Genomic DNA, 16,234 nt, shown 5'->3' with positions numbered 1-16,234 from the left:
TCTCCTGCAGATTTTTGAAAGTGTGAGAGGGGAGGGGCGGGTTAGCGCTGCTGTTTAGCAGCCTTGTCGGCGTCCCACCACCAGGTGGTCTCGACGGGGAAATCGTAATCGGGTTTTACAGCGGGAATGCCGAAAAGATCCCAATGGGCGACACGGTGATTCGCACCGTTCCAGTTTGGAATCCAGCTGTGAAGGTTCCGTAAGACTCTGTCGAGTGCGGTGAGACGGAGGGTCAAGTCTTCGATGGAGTCGGCGCGCGCGATCAACCCGATCAATTCATCCACGGCAGGGTCGGCAACGCCGCTGTAATTGCGGCTTCCTTCGCGGTCGCGGGTGGCGGAACCGAAGAAATTTTCTAGCGAAGCGGCTGTGGGAAGTGCCCCCATGTTGAAGGCAGAGCCCACCATGTCGAAGTCGAATGTATCGAGACGACGGCGGAATTGCGCCGGGTCCACAAGCTGTATGCTGGCCTGCACGCCAAGGCGTTTCAGGTTGGCCACGAAGGGCGCCAAGATGCGCTCGAAGGTGGGGGAGCGAATGAGGACTTCCAGCGTAAACGGCGCGCCGCTGGCGTCGACCAACTGTGTCCCGTCGCGCTTCCAACCAGCGGCTGCAAAAAGCTGGCTCGCCTTTCGCAACAGGCCGCGATCGCTGCCGGAGCCATCTGATACAGGCATGATGGGCACCGGCCCAAGCGTCCCATCGGGTACTGGCGCGGCAAGCGATTGCAACAATACCAACTCGTCGCCTTGCGGTTCGCCTTCGGCCACGAATTGCGAATTGCTGAAGAAGGACTGGCCACGCTCATAGGCGCCGTAGAACAGATTTTCCTTCGTCCACTCGAAATCGAAACAGTGGTTGATGCCCTGCACGGTGCGCGGATCTTTAAGTTTGCCGCGTCGCGTGTTCACGGCCCATGCCTGAAAACGTGCGATGGTTTCGCCGGGAAATTCCCGCTGCACCGCCCGGCCGTCTTCGATGGCGGGGAAGTTGTATTCCAGCGCCCAGGTTTTGGAGGTGAACTCCTCGCGCCACGTCACATCGCCCTTCTTGAAAGCTTCGAATGCCGCTTGGCGGGCTCGGAAAAATTCGATGCGGATCGTATCGAAATTCGACTGGCCGACAGCAAAGAACATGTCCTTGCCCCAGTAGTCTTCGACACGGTCATATTCGACGAACACACCTTGGGAGAGGCGACCCACCTTGTAAGGGCCGGAACCGAGAACCGGCGTGAGGCCGGTATCGTTGAAGTCGTTAGCTTCAAAAAACGCCTTCGAGATGATCGGCATCAACGCCACGGTCAAGATTGTGCGGTCGGATTGGTTGCCGTTGAAGCGTAACGTTACGGTAAGCTCGTCCACCACCTCGGCGGCGTCCAGATGCGTCAGTTCTACCTGCAATTGCGGGTGGCCTTCAGCTTTGAAAGTCTCAAAGGAAAAGGCCACATCTGCTGCCGTCACCGGCGTGCCGTCATGGAAGCGTGGGGCTTCGCCGTTCTGGCCGCGCAGCACGAATGTGTAGGCGTTGCGGTCTTCTGAAATCTCTACCGTCTCTGCTAATTGGCCATAGACTGCAGACGGTTCATCCACCGCGCGCGCCATCAGCGCGTCATAAGTTAGCTCCACTCGAGGTGGCGCGTTGTTCTTCAACGTGAAGGTGTTGAGTGTGTCGAAAGTCTGTGGATTTTGATTATAGGCCCAATCCGGCACCGAAAAATTGAACACGCCGCCTTTCGGCGCATTTGCATTCACATAGTCGAACTGCTTTGCATTAGCCGGATACTTCAAGGCACCGAATGCTGACAGGCCGTGCAACTTCTCGCCCGTTGGCGTGGCCGCCAATGACAAGTCTGGCCAACTAGCGGATGCCCCCAGCAGGAATGTGCCAAGCGACAGTTTGCCGAATTCGCGGCGGGTTAGGTCGGTCATACGGGCCTCATTTTTTCAATGTGGTTCGGTCGCTGTTGATGGATCAGTTGCGCGCGTTCAACGCGGCTTCTTTTTCAGGAATAATCCACCAGCTGTAGGGGTCATGGCCTGTATAGGTCGGTTGTTTTTCCGGTATGCCGAATTTGTCCCAATGGGCCACGCGATCCAGCGCGAGATACCACTGCGGCACCACGTAGTAGCCATGCAGCAGCACTCGATCCAAGGCGCGTGTAATATAGACAAGTTCCTCGCGATCTTTCGCGAAAATCAGCTTCTCGATCAGCTCGTCGATTGCCGGATCGGAGATGCCCGAATAGTTACGCGAGCCCTCGCGCTTTGCGGCACCCGATCCCCAGTATTCGCGCTGCTCGTTGCCCGGCGATTGGGACTGACGAACGCCTGTAGAGATCACATCGTAGTCAAAGCTGCCTGCACGGGAGATCAGCTGGGCGGTGTCCACAACACGGAAACTTGCATCAATACCGAGCTTGCGCAGTGCGTTGAGCCAAGGCGCGTTCACCTTCTCCGAAGACGGATTGTTGCCGATGATTTGCAGGCTCAATTTCTCGCCCGCAGAATTTACAAGGCTACCATCTTTTTGGGTCCAGCCTGCTTCTTTAAGAAGCTGGAAGGCCTCCCTCAGATATTTCCGCTCGTCCGAACGTTCTTTATACTCGGGCAGCTTGAACTCTTCGGTAAATACTTCGGGCGGCAACCGGTCGCGAAACTCTTCCAGAATCTCCAACTCACGGCCCTGCGGCAGACCTGTGGATTGCAATTCTGTTCCGCCAAAATAGCTTATGGCGCGTTCGTACTGATCGAAAAACAAGTTGCGGTTCATAGCTTCGAAATTGAGAGCCATGCCCAGCGCCTTGCGCACACGGCGGTCGGAAAACTTAGGCAGACGACTGTTCAGGAACCACGCCTGCATTCCGTAGCCCGATGTCGTCGGGAATTCCTTCTTCACCACTTCGCCGCGGTCGAAGGCAGGAAAATCGTAGCGCCGGGCCCAAAATTCAGCGCGGTTTTCCAGTCGAATATCTTCCAGGCCACCTTTTTTGAAAGCTTCCCATTCCGCATTGGGGTCTTTGAAATAAGTAAAGGACAATCGGTCGAAATTGTTGCGACCCTTACGTGTGAATGTGTCGACGGCCCAATAGTCCGCCACCCGTTCCCACTCGATAGATGTGCCGGCGTCGAACTTTGAAATTTTGTAAGGGCCGGAGCCTAACGGAATATCCAACGTGCTTCTGTTAAAGTCGCGGGCATTGCCTTGTGAGTCCGGCGCTTCCCACCAATGCTTTGGCAGCACCGGCAAATCGCCGAGGATAAGAGGTAATTCGCGGTTGTTCTTTTCTGCGAAAATGAAGGTGATCTCACGCTCGCTATCAATGCGCGCCTCCTTCACATCAGCAAAATAACGGTCGTAGGTCGGCGAATGCTGCTTGAGAATTTCCAGCGACCACTTCACGTCTTCCGTGGTGATGGGCTTGCCATCATGCCAACGGGCTGCAGGGTTCAGCCTATAAGTCGCAGTCGAATAATCGTCGGGGTAACTGAAAGCTTCTGCGATCAACGGATGGGTGGTCGATGGTTCATCGATGCCCTTTTCCATCAACGTGTCCCACAAGATGCCGCCCTGAGAATTCAGGCCTGCCGCCGGCACGCCCTGCACGATGAACGGATTGAAGCTGTCGAACGTCCCGGTTGTCGTGGAATTCAGCGTACCGCCCTTGGGAGCGTCCGGATTGACGTAGTCGTAATGGGTCTGGTTGCTGTCTTCATATTTCGATTTGCCAATCAACGACGATGTGCTGATCCACTCTTTTTCCTCAGCCCAACTGGGCAGGGCGGAAAGGGATAAGGCCAGCGTAACCGCCACGGTTGCAGGCATCAGGGTCTTGAAGGAAATCATGTGCAGGCGGTCTCCGGCGCGAATGTCGGCTTTGTACGACAGTATGCACCGGCCAGCGCCGGTCAAGTTACGTGATTGTCACGCTTTTGTTGCTTGTGGGGCTATTTGTGCTGCTTAGCAGTACACTTACGCCAAACGAAAATCGGCGCCGCAGCTTTAAAGCCACGACGCCGATGTCGTTTTAAATAGCCTTTGTAGGCAAATATCAGTTGCTGGTGGCTGGGGCAGGAGCCGTTTCCGTTGCGCCACCTAAAGGCTGCTCTGGAACGACACCTTCCGGTGTACCTGTTGCGCCGGGAATAACAGGCTCGCCCGCTTCCGGTGTTGGCACGACATTGGGTTCAGCCGGATCGACATTATCCGCATCACCAGCTGGTGCAGTTTCAGTTGTCTCTCCTTCAGCAGCAGGCGTTTCCGCATCTGTTGCAGGAGTTTCGCCTTCAGCTGCTGGCGCTTCCGCATCTGTTGCAGGGGTCTCGCCTTCAGCTGCTGGCGCTTCTGCGTCTGTAGCAGGCGCTTCACCTTCGGTTGCTGGTGCTTCTGCATCTGTTGCGGGCGTCACACCTTCGGCTGCCGCCGGGGTTGCCGCTTCACCGGCGGCCGGCATTTCAGCAGGGCTGTCGGACAAAGTGCGCAGGTAGGCAATCAGTTCGGCGCGCTCTTCAACCTTCTTGATGCCTGCAAAGCCCATCGACGTGCCTTTGACGTGGGACTTTGGTTTCCACAAAAAGCCGTTCAGCTCTTCATAGGTCCACTGCTTGCCTTCGCCGTATTCTTTCAGCGCGCCGGAATAACCGAAGCCTTCAACGCCGGCGATATCGCGATTGACGATGTCCCAAAGTTGCGGACCAACCTTGTTGGCCGAACCTTTTTCAAAGTTGTGGCAAGCGACACATTTTTTCGCCACGCCTTCACCGTCTGCCGGTGACATTGAAGCCAGCATTGGCATCACAGGTTCTGCTGTCGGTGCAGCGGCTGCTACAGTTTCCTGCACACCACCTTCGATTTCAAAGCCTGCGACTTCAGGGGTATCTGCATGGTACAAACCGTCCGAAAGGAAGGTCAAACCAAGGGCGACGAATGCGACGGCGAGAAAGGCACCGAAAACCTTGTTCCATTCGAACGAGTCCATGCAACGGGCTCCGTATTTGCATGATTGCCGAAAATTGATGGCTCGGAACCGGAATCGGTTCGAATGGCGCACAAAAACGACTTCTGATTAGCAGCGAAATTAGGGGCTTTGCCTTGGCCTTGCAACACCTGTTAGGTGTGGTTTCATGAGACTTATTGCCCAATATCGGCTGCGGCCATCGCTGCGCTCATGCCGAAACCTCTTTTTCTATGTCCGGTTCCTATGACAACAGCTTCGATGGCCCTTATCTGATGCCCAAATCCGCAACCCTCGTTATGGTGCCTGCGCGCATGGCATCCACCCGTTTGCCGGGCAAACCATTGGCCGACATTGGCGGTTTGCCGATGATCGTGCAGGTAATGAAGCGTGGGCAAGAGGCTGATATCGGAAGGGTCGTCGTGGCCACCGATACCGCAGAAGTGGCCGATGCCGTTCGCGACCATGGCGGTGAAGCGATCATGACCCGCGCCGACCATCCCTCCGGCTCCGATCGTATCCACGAAGCGCTGCAGAGTTTCGATACGGACGGGAAAGTTCAGACCATCGTCAACGTGCAGGGCGATCTGCCGACCATTGATCCGGATTCCATCCGCGCCAGTCTGCGCCCGCTCATCGACCCCGAAGTGATGTTGTCCACATTGGCGACGGAAATCATCCGCGAAGAAGAGCGCGACAATCCCAATGTGGTCAAACTCGTCGGCACGCCCTCTGGCGAAGGCATGTTGCGCGCGCTCTATTTCACCCGCGCCACAGCGCCCACGGGTCCGGGGCCACTCTATCATCACATCGGCCTTTACGCATGGCGACGATCAGCGCTGGAGCGGTTCGTGTCGCTGCCGCCATCTGCGTTGGAACTGCGCGAACGGTTGGAACAGCTGCGTGCGCTGGAAGACGGTATGCGTGTCGATGCTGCGCTGGTGGACACCGTGCCGCTCGGGGTGGATACACCTGAAGATCTGGAGCGCGCCCGCTCTGTGCTAGGAAGTCGAAGACTGTGAAAAACGAGACGAGAACCGGCATCATCGCCTTTCAGGGCGAGCCGGGTGCCAATTCCGACACGGCCTGCCGCAACGTTTATCCGGCAATGGAACCGTTGCCCTGCGCGACCTTCGAAGACGCATTCGATGCGTTGGCGACCGGCAAGGCCGAGCTTGCCATGATCCCCATCGAGAACACGTTGGCCGGTCGCGTGGCGGATATTCATCATCTGCTGCCGGAGAGCGGTTTTCACATCATCGCGGAATATTTCCTGCCCATCGACTTTCACCTCATGGCGCTGCCCGGCGTTGCGTTCGAGGACATCGAAACCGTTTACACCCACATTCACGGCCTTGGTCAGTGCCGCAAGATCATCCGCGAAAACGGATGGACCGGCGAAGTCGCTGGCGACACGGCAGGCGCTGCCCGCATGATCCGCGACAACGGTGATAAAAAGGCTGCCGCCCTCGCTCCTCTCTTGGCTGCCGAATTATACGGCATAAATGTGCTGCGGGAATTCGTTCAGGACGCCGACCACAACACGACACGTTTCGTGGTTCTGTCTCGCGAGCCGGAAGTTCCTGAGTTCGAAGCGGGGCCGGCTGTGACGAGCTTCGTCTTTCAGGTGAAGAACGTGCCTGCTGCGCTTTATAAAGTGCTCGGCGGTTTTGCGACCAACAGCATCAACATGACCAAGCTGGAAAGCTACCAGATCGAAGGCACCTTCACGGCGACGTTGTTTTATGCCGATATCGAAGGCCATCCTGAGCAGGAAAACGTGGCCCGCGCGCTGGAAGAAATGGACTTCTTCTGCAAGCGCAAAACGCTGCTCGGCACATATCCTGCCGATGCGCGCAGAATGGATAATGACTGACCCCCTAAAAATTCAGGGGAACCTTTTTCGATTGCGGCAAGTTTAAGGCAGTAGAAACTGCATCACTTGCACCGAGAAAGTTACGTTATGAAAAACCCCGTTTTGTCCGCCACCGCTGCTTTCACATTCGGTGCTACCATTGCCACCGCCGTCTTCATGGCGGTCCCTGCACTGGCGTCTTTCTAGACGGCTACGGTTTCGAACCGCTCGGCAATGCGCTCCACAAGCCGCATCGCCACTTGATCTTTCGATGAAGCGGGCCATTTTTCCGCGCCGCCCTTCGTCACCAGCGTCACAGAGTTCCGGTCCGTTCCGAACACACCCTCAGACACATCATTGGCGACGATCCAGTCGGCACCCTTTTTGGCAAGTTTCACTTTGGCGTGTTCTTCCAACTTCTCGGTCTCGGCAGCAAAGCCGATGACGAGGGCAGGGCGGTTTTCCTTACGCTGGGCCACACCGCGCAAGATATCCGGGTTTTCCACCATATCCAGCGCGGGAAATTGACCGGAACCATCCTTCTTCATTTTCTCCGGCGCTTGAGATGACACGCGCCAATCGGCAACGGCGGCGACGAACACCGCAATGTCGGCGGGCAGGGCGCGGTCCACGGCGTCGGCCATGTCCTGTGCCGACACCACATCCACCACGGTCACATCTGCGGGCGGATCTATGGTGACGGGACCGGATACCAAAATGACATCGGCTCCTGCGTCCGCCAGCGCCGCCGCAATCGCGTGGCCCTGTTTGCCGGATGAGTGGTTGGAGATGTAACGCACCGGGTCGATGGCTTCCCGCGTCGGGCCGGATGTTATCACCGCGCGCTTTCCCGCCAGCGGCTTCGGGCGGTCATCGAGAACGCGCTCGGCCTCAGTGACAATATCCATCACCTCGGACATGCGGCCCGTTCCGGCCTCACCACTTTCCGCCATCTCGCCATCGGCAGGGCCGGTGAACAGGATGCCATCGGCCATCAACTGGTCGGCATTGCGCTGCGTCGCCGGGTGGTCCCACATCGCGGGGTTCATAGCGGGCGCAACAAGCACGGGCGATGACACTGCGAGCAACACGGTGGAGGCGAGATCGTTTGCCAATCCGTTTGCCATCTTCGCCATCAGATCGGCGGTGGCGGGTGCGACGATCACCAGATCGGCCTCGCGCGCCAAACGAATATGGCCGATATCCTGCTCCGCATCGCGGTCCCACAGTTGGGTGAACACCGTCTCGCCCGTTAGCGCACCCACAGCCATTGGCGTCACGAAGTTCTGTGCCGCCTCGCTCATCACACACCGCACCCGCGCCCCGCGTTCCCGCAACCGGCGGATGAGATCAAGCGATTTATACGCCGCGATCCCGCCGGAAATGATGAGCAGGATCGAGCGACCCTCAAGGCTTTGGCGAATGACCATCGTTAGCTGCCCAGTCCACCGAGGCACCAAGCCAGAATACCCTTCTGGGCGTGGAGCCGGTTTTCCGCTTCGTCGAACACCACCGATTGCGGGCCGTCCATAACTTCGTCCGTCACCTCTTCGCCGCGATGGGCGGGCAGGCAGTGCATGAACAGCGCGTCGGGTGCAGCTTTTGCCATAAGGTCGGCATTCACCTGGTAGGGCGCGAACGTGTTGTGGCCGCCGGACTCATCCTCCATGCCCATGCTTTCCCATGTGTCGGTAACGACGCAATCGGCATTCTTCACCGCATCTTCGGCATCGCGCAGCATGGTCACGTTACCACCTTCGACTTCGGCCCAGTTGACGTAGCGTTCCATCGGCCCGTGTTTGGCCGGAGTTGCCGCCCGTAGCCGGAAGCCGAAACGGGCGGACGCTTCCAGCATGGAATGCAGCACGTTGTTGCCGTCACCGGTCCACGCCCACGTCTTGCCCGCAATCGGGCCGCGATGCTCTTCATAGGTCATCACATCGGCCATAATCTGGCACGGATGGGTTTCGTCGGTCAGCCCGTTGATGACAGGCACCGTGGCGTGTTGCGCCAGCTCCAGCAGCCGGTCGTGGCTGGTTGTGCGGATCATGATCGCGTCCACATAGCGCGACAGAACGCGGGCCGTGTCCGCCACCGTTTCGCCACGCCCCAACTGTGAAGACGCGCCGTCGAGAATGATCGTCTCGCCGCCCAACTGCCGCATGCCCACATCGAAGGACACGCGGGTCCGGGTCGAAGGCTTGTCGAAAATCATCGCCAGCACCTTGCCTTCGAGCGGGCGGGGCGACGCGCCCTGTTTCGTGGCCGTTTTCATGGCGACTGCACCGTCCAAAATGGACCGCAGCTCGCCGCCGTCGACGGCAGCGAGATCGAGAAAATGTTTCGCCATGACTAGCCTGCCTTCGCGAGATTTGCAGACGACATGGCTGACAGCGCAGCATCCATCTTGTCGACGGCTTCGCTCAATTCATCTTCGCTCACGATCAACGGTGGCATCAACCGCACTACATTATCACCAGCCGGCACGGACAACAGGTTCTGCTCACGGAATGCCGCCACGACATCGAGATTGGTCGCGCGGCATTTGAAGCCTTGGATAAGGCCATCGCCGCGTACGCCTTCGATGAGATCGGGATAGCTGTCCGCCAGCGCCGCCAGCTTCTGTTTGAAGATGATGCCCTTGTCCTGAACGGACTGCATGAAGCCATCCTCCAGCACCACGTCCAGCACCGCATTGCCCACGGCCATAGCCAGCGGGTTGCCGCCATAGGTGGTGCCGTGGGTGCCGGGGCCCATGGCCGTGCCGACCTTTTCGCTGGCCAGACATGCCCCCATGGGAAAGCCACCGCCGATGCCTTTGGCGACTGCCATGATGTCCGGCTCCGCGCCTTCTATCCATTGGTGGGCAAAGAACTTGCCGGTGCGCGCCGCGCCGCACTGCACTTCGTCATATATAAGAAGAATGCCGTGCTCGTCGCACATCTCACGCAATCCGCGCAGGCATTGGTGTGGCACGGTGCGAATGCCGCCTTCGCCCTGAATAGGTTCGATCAGTATCGCTGCCGTGGTCTCGTCCACCGCAGCCTTCAGCGCCTCGTGGTCGCCGAAGGGCAGGTGCACGAAGCCCCCGGTCGCCGGGCCGAAGCCCGTCATATATTTCTCGTTGCCGCCAGCGGTGATCGCTGCCAGCGAACGGCCATGGAAGGCACCGCTGAACGTGATGATGTTCACCCGCTCCGGTGCGCCGTTTTCATAATGGTAGCGCCGCGCGGTCTTGAACGCGCATTCCATGCTTTCCGTGCCGGAATTGGTGAAGAACACGCGGTCGGCAAACGTGTTTTCGCACAGCCGCCGCGCCAGCTTTTCCTGCTGCGGGCTCTCGAACAGATTAGAGACATGCCACAGGGTTTGTGCCTGTTCCGTCAGTGCTTCGATCAGTTTCGGGTGGCAATGGCCCAGCGCGTTGACCGCGATACCGGCTGCGAAATCGAGATACTCGTCACCCTCATTCGTCCAAACGCGCACGCCTTCGCCTCGCTCGAAATGCAACGGCACCCGGGCGAAGGATGGATAGAGCGGCGAATTGATCGAAGAAGGAGCCATCGGCTTGGTTTCCGTTTTGATAAAGGCGGGTTCGGCGTATTGCCGAACGGTATGAAAAATGGAGCTATCGGCGGTAGAATTATCCCCAACCGCCAGCAAGTGCGCACACTAGCCTCTTTATGTATTTATTTGAAGACGGCACGTGGCGGTCTGAAAACACTGTTCTGACGCTGGTCGAGACGTTACCAAAAGGTAAATTTTCCCTCATTTGCTCTATTTTACACCTTGCATTGGAATGGACGCAGGGAAGGTTGGGGACAAAGTGGAAAATCGATTCGTGGTGGCAGCAGGACTCTTGCCCCGCCCATTAGCGATCACTAGCTTGCTTTCATCACCGCTGGGCAGTGCGACTGCAAGCGTAAGATCCGAACATGAACCCGAAGCTCTTGCTTCGCGGATTCCACGACCGGCTATTTCGCCGGCGATGTTTTCTTGCGCGCCTCTATCCGGCTCGAATGAATGTACGATGTGGAGTATTTGAATATGTCTTGGACCGATGAACGGGTTGCACGCCTCACCAAACTTTGGGCCGAAGGCCTGAGCGCCAGCCAGATCGCTGCTGATCTCGGCGGCGTGACCCGCAACGCCGTTATCGGCAAAATTCATCGCCTCGGCATGTCGGGGCGTGCAAAAACCGCCACCAAATCCACCACGGCAGCGCAGCCGCGTCGTGCCGCATCCCCCCGTTCGTCTTCGGGCGGCGGCGGTGGCGGTGGGCGAAAATCGACCGCCACGACCTCGACCAACGCCTATTCCACCAAGACCCAGACCACCCATCATACGGTCGGCAACGCGGCGCTTAAAATCGAGGAAGAGTTCGAAGAAGCACCAGAGGTCGAAGCAAAGCCGGTCGAAGACAATGTCGTGCCGATTTCCCGCAAGCTGGACCTCATGCAGCTGACGGAAAACACCTGCAAATGGCCAACGGGCGACCCGACGATGCCGGGCTTTTCGTTCTGCGGTCAGAATTCGGCAGATGAAAAACCCTATTGCGACTTCCACAACAAGATCGCTTTCCAGCCGCCGTCGGAACGTCGCCGTCGTCGTTAGGGGCCGCTGAAATCTGCCGGGAGATATTGAAATGAGCGCACTCGACCTGAACGTAAACGGCAAGAAACGCTCCTTCGATATCGACGACCCCGACCTGCCGGACTGGGTGTCCGACAATGAATTTTCGTCCGGCAATTACCCGTATGAAAAGAAGCTGAAAAAGTCGCTCTACAAAGAGCAGCTCGAAGCGCTTCAACTCGAACTGGTGAAGCTGCAGGCTCACCGTCTCGAAACCGGTAAACGCATCATGGTTCTGTTCGAAGGCCGTGATGCTGCTGGTAAGGGCGGCACGATCGGTGCCTTCCGCGAATATCTCAAACCCCGCAATGCCCGCGTCGTCGCCCTGTCGAAACCCACCGACGTAGAACAGGGCCAGTGGTACTACCAGCGCTACATCTACCATTTCCCCACCGCCGGTAACATGACGATGTTCGACCGCTCGTGGTACAATCGCGGTGGTGTCGAACCCGTTATGGGTTTCTGCTCACCACAGCAGCATCAGCAATTTCTCGCCCAAACCCCTGATTTTGAAAAACTCCTGGTCGATGAGGGCTACGCTTTTTTCAAGATCTGGCTCAATGTCGGGCAGGAAATGCAGATCAAGCGCTTCCACGACCGCCGCCATAACCCGATGAAATCGTGGAAACTGTCCCCCATCGATCTCGTCGCGCTGACCAAGTGGGACGACTACACCAAAGCCCGCGATGAAATGCTGGCCGCCACCCACACCGACCACGCCCCATGGACCATCATCCGCTCCAACGACAAACGCCGGGCCAGATTGGAGGCCATCCGCACCGTGCTGAATGCGGTGGAATACGAGGGCAAAGACAAGAGCGCTATTGGCGAAAGTGATGATAAAATTGCGGGTTGCGGGCCGGACTTTTTGAACGAGGTTGGTGCTTAGGGCTGGATTGATTAGCATTTAAGCCCATCCCGCAAACTCCCTTGTCATCCCCGCCCCCGGCCTTCGCCGAGGACAGGCTCCGGCGGGGACCCACTCACCAACAAAACGGGAGTTGGTCGCCACGTATTATTCCCGACCCGAACTCGTCATTTCAAACCATCCCCAAATGTGATTGAACTTGTTTATCGATCTGCATCCTATCACGCATATCCAGCCTGCGGATAAGTGGGTCCCCGCCGGAGCCTGTCCTCGGCGAAGGCCGGGGGCGGGGATGACAACCGAGTGAGAAGCGCAAGTAGCGTTCAACCGCCAACCGCCAAACCATCACGTCCCAGGACGTATCCGCACGGAATAGATATCAAGTGGTGAACCATTGCCGCCCAGGTCTGTATTGATCGCCAGCCATGCCGTTTCATCCGCCGGTTGGGTGGTGTCGTTGACCAGCATTTCGAACAGATAGGCTTCGACCTTGCCGGACGCTGAGAAGCGTTTGCGACCGCATTCGCCCATTGTGCCGAATTGGCAGAACATGGCGAATTGTTGTGTGCCGTCGTCGGGGTTGCGGGCCATCACTTCGATGGTGGCGGCTTTGCCGCGTAATGGTTCCAGCACACCGGCAGGCACGCGGAGGCGCAGATTGTTTCCGCTGCCACCGGCGTTTGAGGTCAGGCGCGCATACATGCCGTTGTTCGACTGAAACAGCTCGGCCCGGCCCTGATTGGCGGTATCGATAGCGTCGCCATCGGATGCGGGATCGAACACGATGACCCAGCCTTCTTGCGTGCCGGGGTTGAAGGCGCCTTGTTCCAGCGTGGCGCGTGGATTGGGAACGGAACCATCAAGTTGTTCACGCAGCAGGCCGGGGCCGAACGTGTAGGCCCACCAGCCCGCCACACCCAGGCCGACCAGAATGATCGTCCACAGCAGCATCTTGGCGTAAGGCTTGCGCTCCCGCAGCGCATCGCCGCGATAGTCGGGCGGAATGGCGACAGGCTCGTTGTCGGTATCTTCAGCCGGTTCGAGGCCGGTGATAAAGGTTGCAGGCACCTCCGGCTCCAGCCGGTCCATGCTCGGGCTGCGCGGCATTGGTGGCACATGCTCTGCGGCAAGATCGGCTTTAGCTGGCGCTGCAACTGATATTTCCGGCGCAGCCGGTGTCACCGGACGGGGCGCAACTTGCGGAGTGGGAGCAGGTTTTGGCGCAGGTTGCACAATCTGTGGCGTGGCACGTGAAAGCGGTGCTGGAACACCTTCCGATGGCATTGCCAGTCCCGTATTCGCTGGAGGTGGCGGAGGTGTTGGTTCAGGCGCAGGCTTCGGATCGCGGGCCGCGTAATCGGCCTCGATAGACTTGATCGCGTCTTCCAGACGGCTTTCCTGCAGGCTTTTGGCCGCTGTATCCAGCTTATCGTTCTGCGCCAGCATGCGGCCCAGTGCGGTGCGCGATGAAGCGTAGATTGCCTCGCGCCGTGCTGGATCAGGGGTCCCCTGCTTTTTCAATGCCCCACGGATCAGATCTTCAAAACCGGCCACGTCTTCACTCCTGTCGCAACAGACGGCATCGCCCGTCTTTACCTATCTGTGCTTTTGTTAAGCTTTACGGCACGGCGCCCCAATTGCAATCTTGCGGTGGTCCTAGCCCTGCCTTTTGCCCAGCAGTTACGTTAGACGCGCATCTTGACGGTTGACGTTAACGTAAGAGTGGTTACCACTGCGCGACAATCAAAACCGCGCCTTTCAGGACGTTACTATGGCTCTCCCTCCGGTCCTCGACGGCAAGCTTTCGCTGCCCGCCATCGCTTCCCCGCTCTTTATCATTTCGAACCCCGCGCTGGTCATCGCCCAGTGCAAGGCCGGTGTGGTCGGCTCCTTCCCCGCGTTGAACGCCCGCCCCGCCGCCCAGTTGGACGAATGGCTGCACGAAATCCGCGAAGCGCTGGCCGAGCATGACCGCGATAACCCCGACAATCCCTCTGCCCCATACGCGGTGAACCAGATCGTCCACCGTTCCAACGAGCGGTTGGAGCACGATGTGGAAATGTGCGTGAAGCACAAGGCTCCCATCGTCATTACGTCGCTCGGTGCGCGGGTGGATGTGAACGACGCCGTTCATTCCTATGGCGGCATCACGCTGCACGACGTTATCAACAACACCTACGCCAAGAAGGCGATTGAGAAGGGTGCCGACGGCCTCATCGCCATCGCCACGGGAGCAGGCGGCCATGCCGGTACGCTGTCCCCCATCGCGCTGATCCAAGAAATTCGTGAGTGGTTCGATGGTCCCCTTCTGCTTGGCGGCGCAATCGCCACCGGTGATGCTATTCTGGCAGCCCAAGCCATGGGCGCAGACCTCGGCTATGTCGGCTCCGCCTTTATCGCCACCGATGAAGCCCGCGCGCAGCCGGAATACAAACAGATGATCGCCGACTGCGGTGCTGACGATATCGTTTACACCAACCTCGTCACCGGCGTTCACGGCAACTACCTACGCGGCTCCTTCGAACTCGCCGGTATGGACCCCGATGCTCTTCCCGAAAGCGATCCGACCAAAATGGATTTTGGGCAAGATAAAACGAAAGCCTGGAAAGACATCTGGGGCTCCGGCCAAGGCATCGGTGCGGTGAAGAATGTGGTTCCTGCGGCAGACCTCGTTGCGCGGTTGAAGGAAGAATACGCAGCGGCGAAAAAGCGGTTGGCGGTTTAGGGCGAACCACTCGCCAACCACTCGGTTGTCATCCCCGCGCAGGCGGGGATCCGCTCCTCAAAGCACTCCACCGTTACAGTTCGCGCTTTGCAGACGCCCAGCATACCATTCCACATCCGTCATGCGGATAAATGGGTCCCCGCCTGCGCGGGGATGACAATGGTGTGTTGGGAAGCGGGTGCTAAACCTCACCCTCCGCCCAGGCCGTAACCAACCTGTTCGCAATTGCCATCGCGGGCGGGAAGAAGAACTCCGGTTCGCCCTCGCCATCCACCGGCCCATCGCCCTTCAAAATCGCCAGCACCTCATCGCGCGTGAACCAGCGGCAATCGTCCAACTCGCCTTCATCGCGGTGGATGTCGCTTTCCAGCGCCTCGCCCATGCAGCCGATCATCAGCGTGTGGGGGAAGGGCCATGGTTGGGTCGAATGATAACGCACCTCACCAACGCGAATACCGCTTTCCTCGAAGGTCTCGCGCCGCACCGCCATTTCCATGGTTTCACCCGGTTCGATGAAACCGGCTAAAGCGGAATACATACCCGGCGGAAAATGGTGGGACCGGCCCAAGAGGCAGCGGTCTTTATCTGCAATCAACATTATCACAACGGCATCTGTGCGGGGAAAATGGTCGCGCTCGCAGGCCACGCATTGGCGCTTGGCGCCTGCTTGTTTCATCACCGTTTGCCCACCGCAGCGGGCGCAGAAGCGGGCGGTGGCATGCCACGCCAGCAGGGCGGCCCCGTAGCACAGGTCACCGTAGGCTTCCGCCGTCAACACGCCCTTGCGCGCCACGGTGCGGAAATCCATCGCGCCCAGCGGTTTGGCGAGATCGAATTTCGTCTCGTCCAAGCTGTCGCGGGACAGGGCCACCGGCACCGCAAGACGCGGCCCGTCCGGCCCGGTGCCGAGCAGCACCGCGCGGTCGAAGCGTGGGTTCAGGGCGGTCAGGCCATCATATGAGAAGAGGCAATCCGCCGTGTCGTCGCCGGTGCGGGTGAGCAACACATGGCCCGCGTCAATGGCGATGAAACGCGCGGCCTCGTCATGGATCGCTTTGGTCAATGTCTGCTCGTCGCGCTCTTCCGAGAGCCGGTCAAGACGACCGCCGGAGAAAACCATTCCCGCGCTTGGCTCGCTCGCCATGAAATCGGGGTCGAGAAACGGGCGGGGCGGATTGTTGATGATATCGGGCAAAATGCGGC

The 16,234-nt window shown here is 58.5% G+C and carries 13 protein-coding genes; 5 read left to right on the top strand and 8 right to left on the bottom strand.

Annotated features, from left to right (window positions below; all coding sequences use genetic code 11):
- Positions 1–41 precede the first annotated feature (41 nt).
- The 3 genes from R2A130_RS05750 to R2A130_RS05740 all read right to left on the bottom strand — a co-directional run bounded on the left by R2A130_RS05750 (position 42) and on the right by R2A130_RS05740 (position 4,975).
- Positions 42–1,928 (bottom strand): extracellular solute-binding protein, encoded by a 1,887-nt coding sequence (locus R2A130_RS05750; protein ID WP_009463984.1) that lies wholly within the window; start codon positions 1,926–1,928, stop codon positions 42–44.
- A gap of 43 nt (positions 1,929–1,971) precedes the next feature.
- Positions 1,972–3,843, bottom strand: coding sequence for an extracellular solute-binding protein (locus R2A130_RS05745; protein ID WP_009463983.1), 1,872 nt, complete (start codon positions 3,841–3,843; stop codon positions 1,972–1,974).
- Positions 3,844–4,048: 205 nt separating this feature from the next.
- Positions 4,049–4,975, bottom strand: coding sequence for a cytochrome c family protein (locus R2A130_RS05740; protein ID WP_009463982.1), 927 nt, complete (start codon positions 4,973–4,975; stop codon positions 4,049–4,051).
- Positions 4,976–5,226: 251 nt separating this feature from the next.
- Here R2A130_RS05740 and R2A130_RS05735 point away from each other — a divergent pair, with 251 nt between their 5' ends.
- Positions 5,227–5,973, top strand: a complete 747-nt coding sequence (locus tag R2A130_RS05735) for a 3-deoxy-manno-octulosonate cytidylyltransferase (RefSeq protein WP_040305186.1) — start codon at positions 5,227–5,229, stop codon at positions 5,971–5,973.
- On the top strand, positions 5,970–6,827 hold the full coding sequence (locus tag R2A130_RS05730; protein ID WP_009463980.1) for a prephenate dehydratase: 858 nt from the start codon (positions 5,970–5,972) through the stop codon (positions 6,825–6,827). The genes R2A130_RS05735 and R2A130_RS05730 overlap by 4 nt, the downstream gene beginning before the upstream one ends.
- Positions 6,828–7,009: 182 nt before the next feature.
- Here R2A130_RS05730 and coaBC read toward each other — a convergent pair whose 3' ends face one another.
- From coaBC to R2A130_RS05715, 3 genes are read right to left on the bottom strand one after another with little or no spacing between them, the layout of a single operon-like run.
- On the bottom strand, positions 7,010–8,236 hold the full coding sequence (gene coaBC / locus R2A130_RS05725) for a bifunctional phosphopantothenoylcysteine decarboxylase/phosphopantothenate--cysteine ligase CoaBC (protein WP_009463978.1): 1,227 nt from the start codon (positions 8,234–8,236) through the stop codon (positions 7,010–7,012).
- A gap of 2 nt (positions 8,237–8,238) precedes the next feature.
- A complete protein-coding gene (argF, locus tag R2A130_RS05720) occupies positions 8,239–9,156 on the bottom strand; it encodes an ornithine carbamoyltransferase (RefSeq protein WP_009463977.1) in 918 nt (305 codons plus the stop codon).
- Between the two features lie 2 nt (positions 9,157–9,158).
- Complete coding sequence (locus R2A130_RS05715; RefSeq protein ID WP_009463976.1) at positions 9,159–10,370, bottom strand: aspartate aminotransferase family protein; 1,212 nt, start codon at positions 10,368–10,370, stop codon at positions 9,159–9,161.
- A gap of 483 nt (positions 10,371–10,853) precedes the next feature.
- On the opposite strand from R2A130_RS05715, the gene R2A130_RS05710 reads away from it, so the two are divergent.
- The gene (locus R2A130_RS05710) at positions 10,854–11,420 is read left to right on the top strand and encodes a GcrA family cell cycle regulator (RefSeq protein WP_009463974.1); all 567 of its coding nucleotides are present in this window, start codon (positions 10,854–10,856) and stop codon (positions 11,418–11,420) included.
- 13 nt (positions 11,421–11,433) lie between these two features.
- On the top strand, positions 11,434–12,327 hold the full coding sequence (ppk2, locus tag R2A130_RS05705; protein WP_040305128.1) for a polyphosphate kinase 2: 894 nt from the start codon (positions 11,434–11,436) through the stop codon (positions 12,325–12,327).
- Between the two features lie 324 nt (positions 12,328–12,651).
- On the opposite strand, the gene R2A130_RS05700 is transcribed toward ppk2, so the two are convergent.
- Complete coding sequence (locus tag R2A130_RS05700; protein WP_009463972.1) at positions 12,652–13,860, bottom strand: hypothetical protein; 1,209 nt, start codon at positions 13,858–13,860, stop codon at positions 12,652–12,654.
- 217 nt (positions 13,861–14,077) lie between these two features.
- On the opposite strand from R2A130_RS05700, the gene R2A130_RS05695 reads away from it, so the two are divergent.
- Positions 14,078–15,031, top strand: a complete 954-nt coding sequence (locus R2A130_RS05695; RefSeq protein ID WP_009463971.1) for a nitronate monooxygenase family protein — start codon at positions 14,078–14,080, stop codon at positions 15,029–15,031.
- Positions 15,032–15,212: 181 nt separating this feature from the next.
- Here the strand turns inward: R2A130_RS05695 and nudC are convergent, their stop codons facing one another.
- The gene (gene nudC / locus R2A130_RS05690; RefSeq protein ID WP_247869252.1) at positions 15,213–16,226 is read right to left on the bottom strand and encodes an NAD(+) diphosphatase; all 1,014 of its coding nucleotides are present in this window, start codon (positions 16,224–16,226) and stop codon (positions 15,213–15,215) included.
- Positions 16,227–16,234 lie beyond the last annotated feature (8 nt).

Source organism: Ahrensia sp. R2A130 (assembly GCF_000179775.1).
Lineage (GTDB): Bacteria > Pseudomonadota > Alphaproteobacteria > Rhizobiales > Rhizobiaceae > Pseudahrensia.
The sequence above is the reverse complement of the archived record's forward strand: the minus strand, read 5'-3'. Positions and strand labels throughout refer to the sequence as shown.

Excerpts from the sequence above, each read along its gene's own strand:
- R2A130_RS05740 (WP_009463982.1), bottom strand. The coding sequence starts at position 4,975 with ATGGACTCGTTCGAATGGAACAAGGTTTTCGGTGCCTTTCTCGCCGTC.
- R2A130_RS05715 (WP_009463976.1), bottom strand. The coding sequence starts at position 10,370 with ATGGCTCCTTCTTCGATCAATTCGCCGCTCTATCCATCCTTCGCCCGG.
- R2A130_RS05710 (WP_009463974.1), top strand. The coding sequence starts at position 10,854 with ATGTCTTGGACCGATGAACGGGTTGCACGCCTCACCAAACTTTGGGCC.
- argF (WP_009463977.1), bottom strand. The coding sequence starts at position 9,156 with ATGGCGAAACATTTTCTCGATCTCGCTGCCGTCGACGGCGGCGAGCTG.
- coaBC (WP_009463978.1), bottom strand. The coding sequence starts at position 8,236 with ATGGTCATTCGCCAAAGCCTTGAGGGTCGCTCGATCCTGCTCATCATT.
- R2A130_RS05745 (WP_009463983.1), bottom strand. The coding sequence starts at position 3,843 with ATGATTTCCTTCAAGACCCTGATGCCTGCAACCGTGGCGGTTACGCTG.
- R2A130_RS05750 (WP_009463984.1), bottom strand. The coding sequence starts at position 1,928 with ATGACCGACCTAACCCGCCGCGAATTCGGCAAACTGTCGCTTGGCACA.
- R2A130_RS05695 (WP_009463971.1), top strand. The coding sequence starts at position 14,078 with ATGGCTCTCCCTCCGGTCCTCGACGGCAAGCTTTCGCTGCCCGCCATC.
- R2A130_RS05735 (WP_040305186.1), top strand. The coding sequence starts at position 5,227 with ATGCCCAAATCCGCAACCCTCGTTATGGTGCCTGCGCGCATGGCATCC.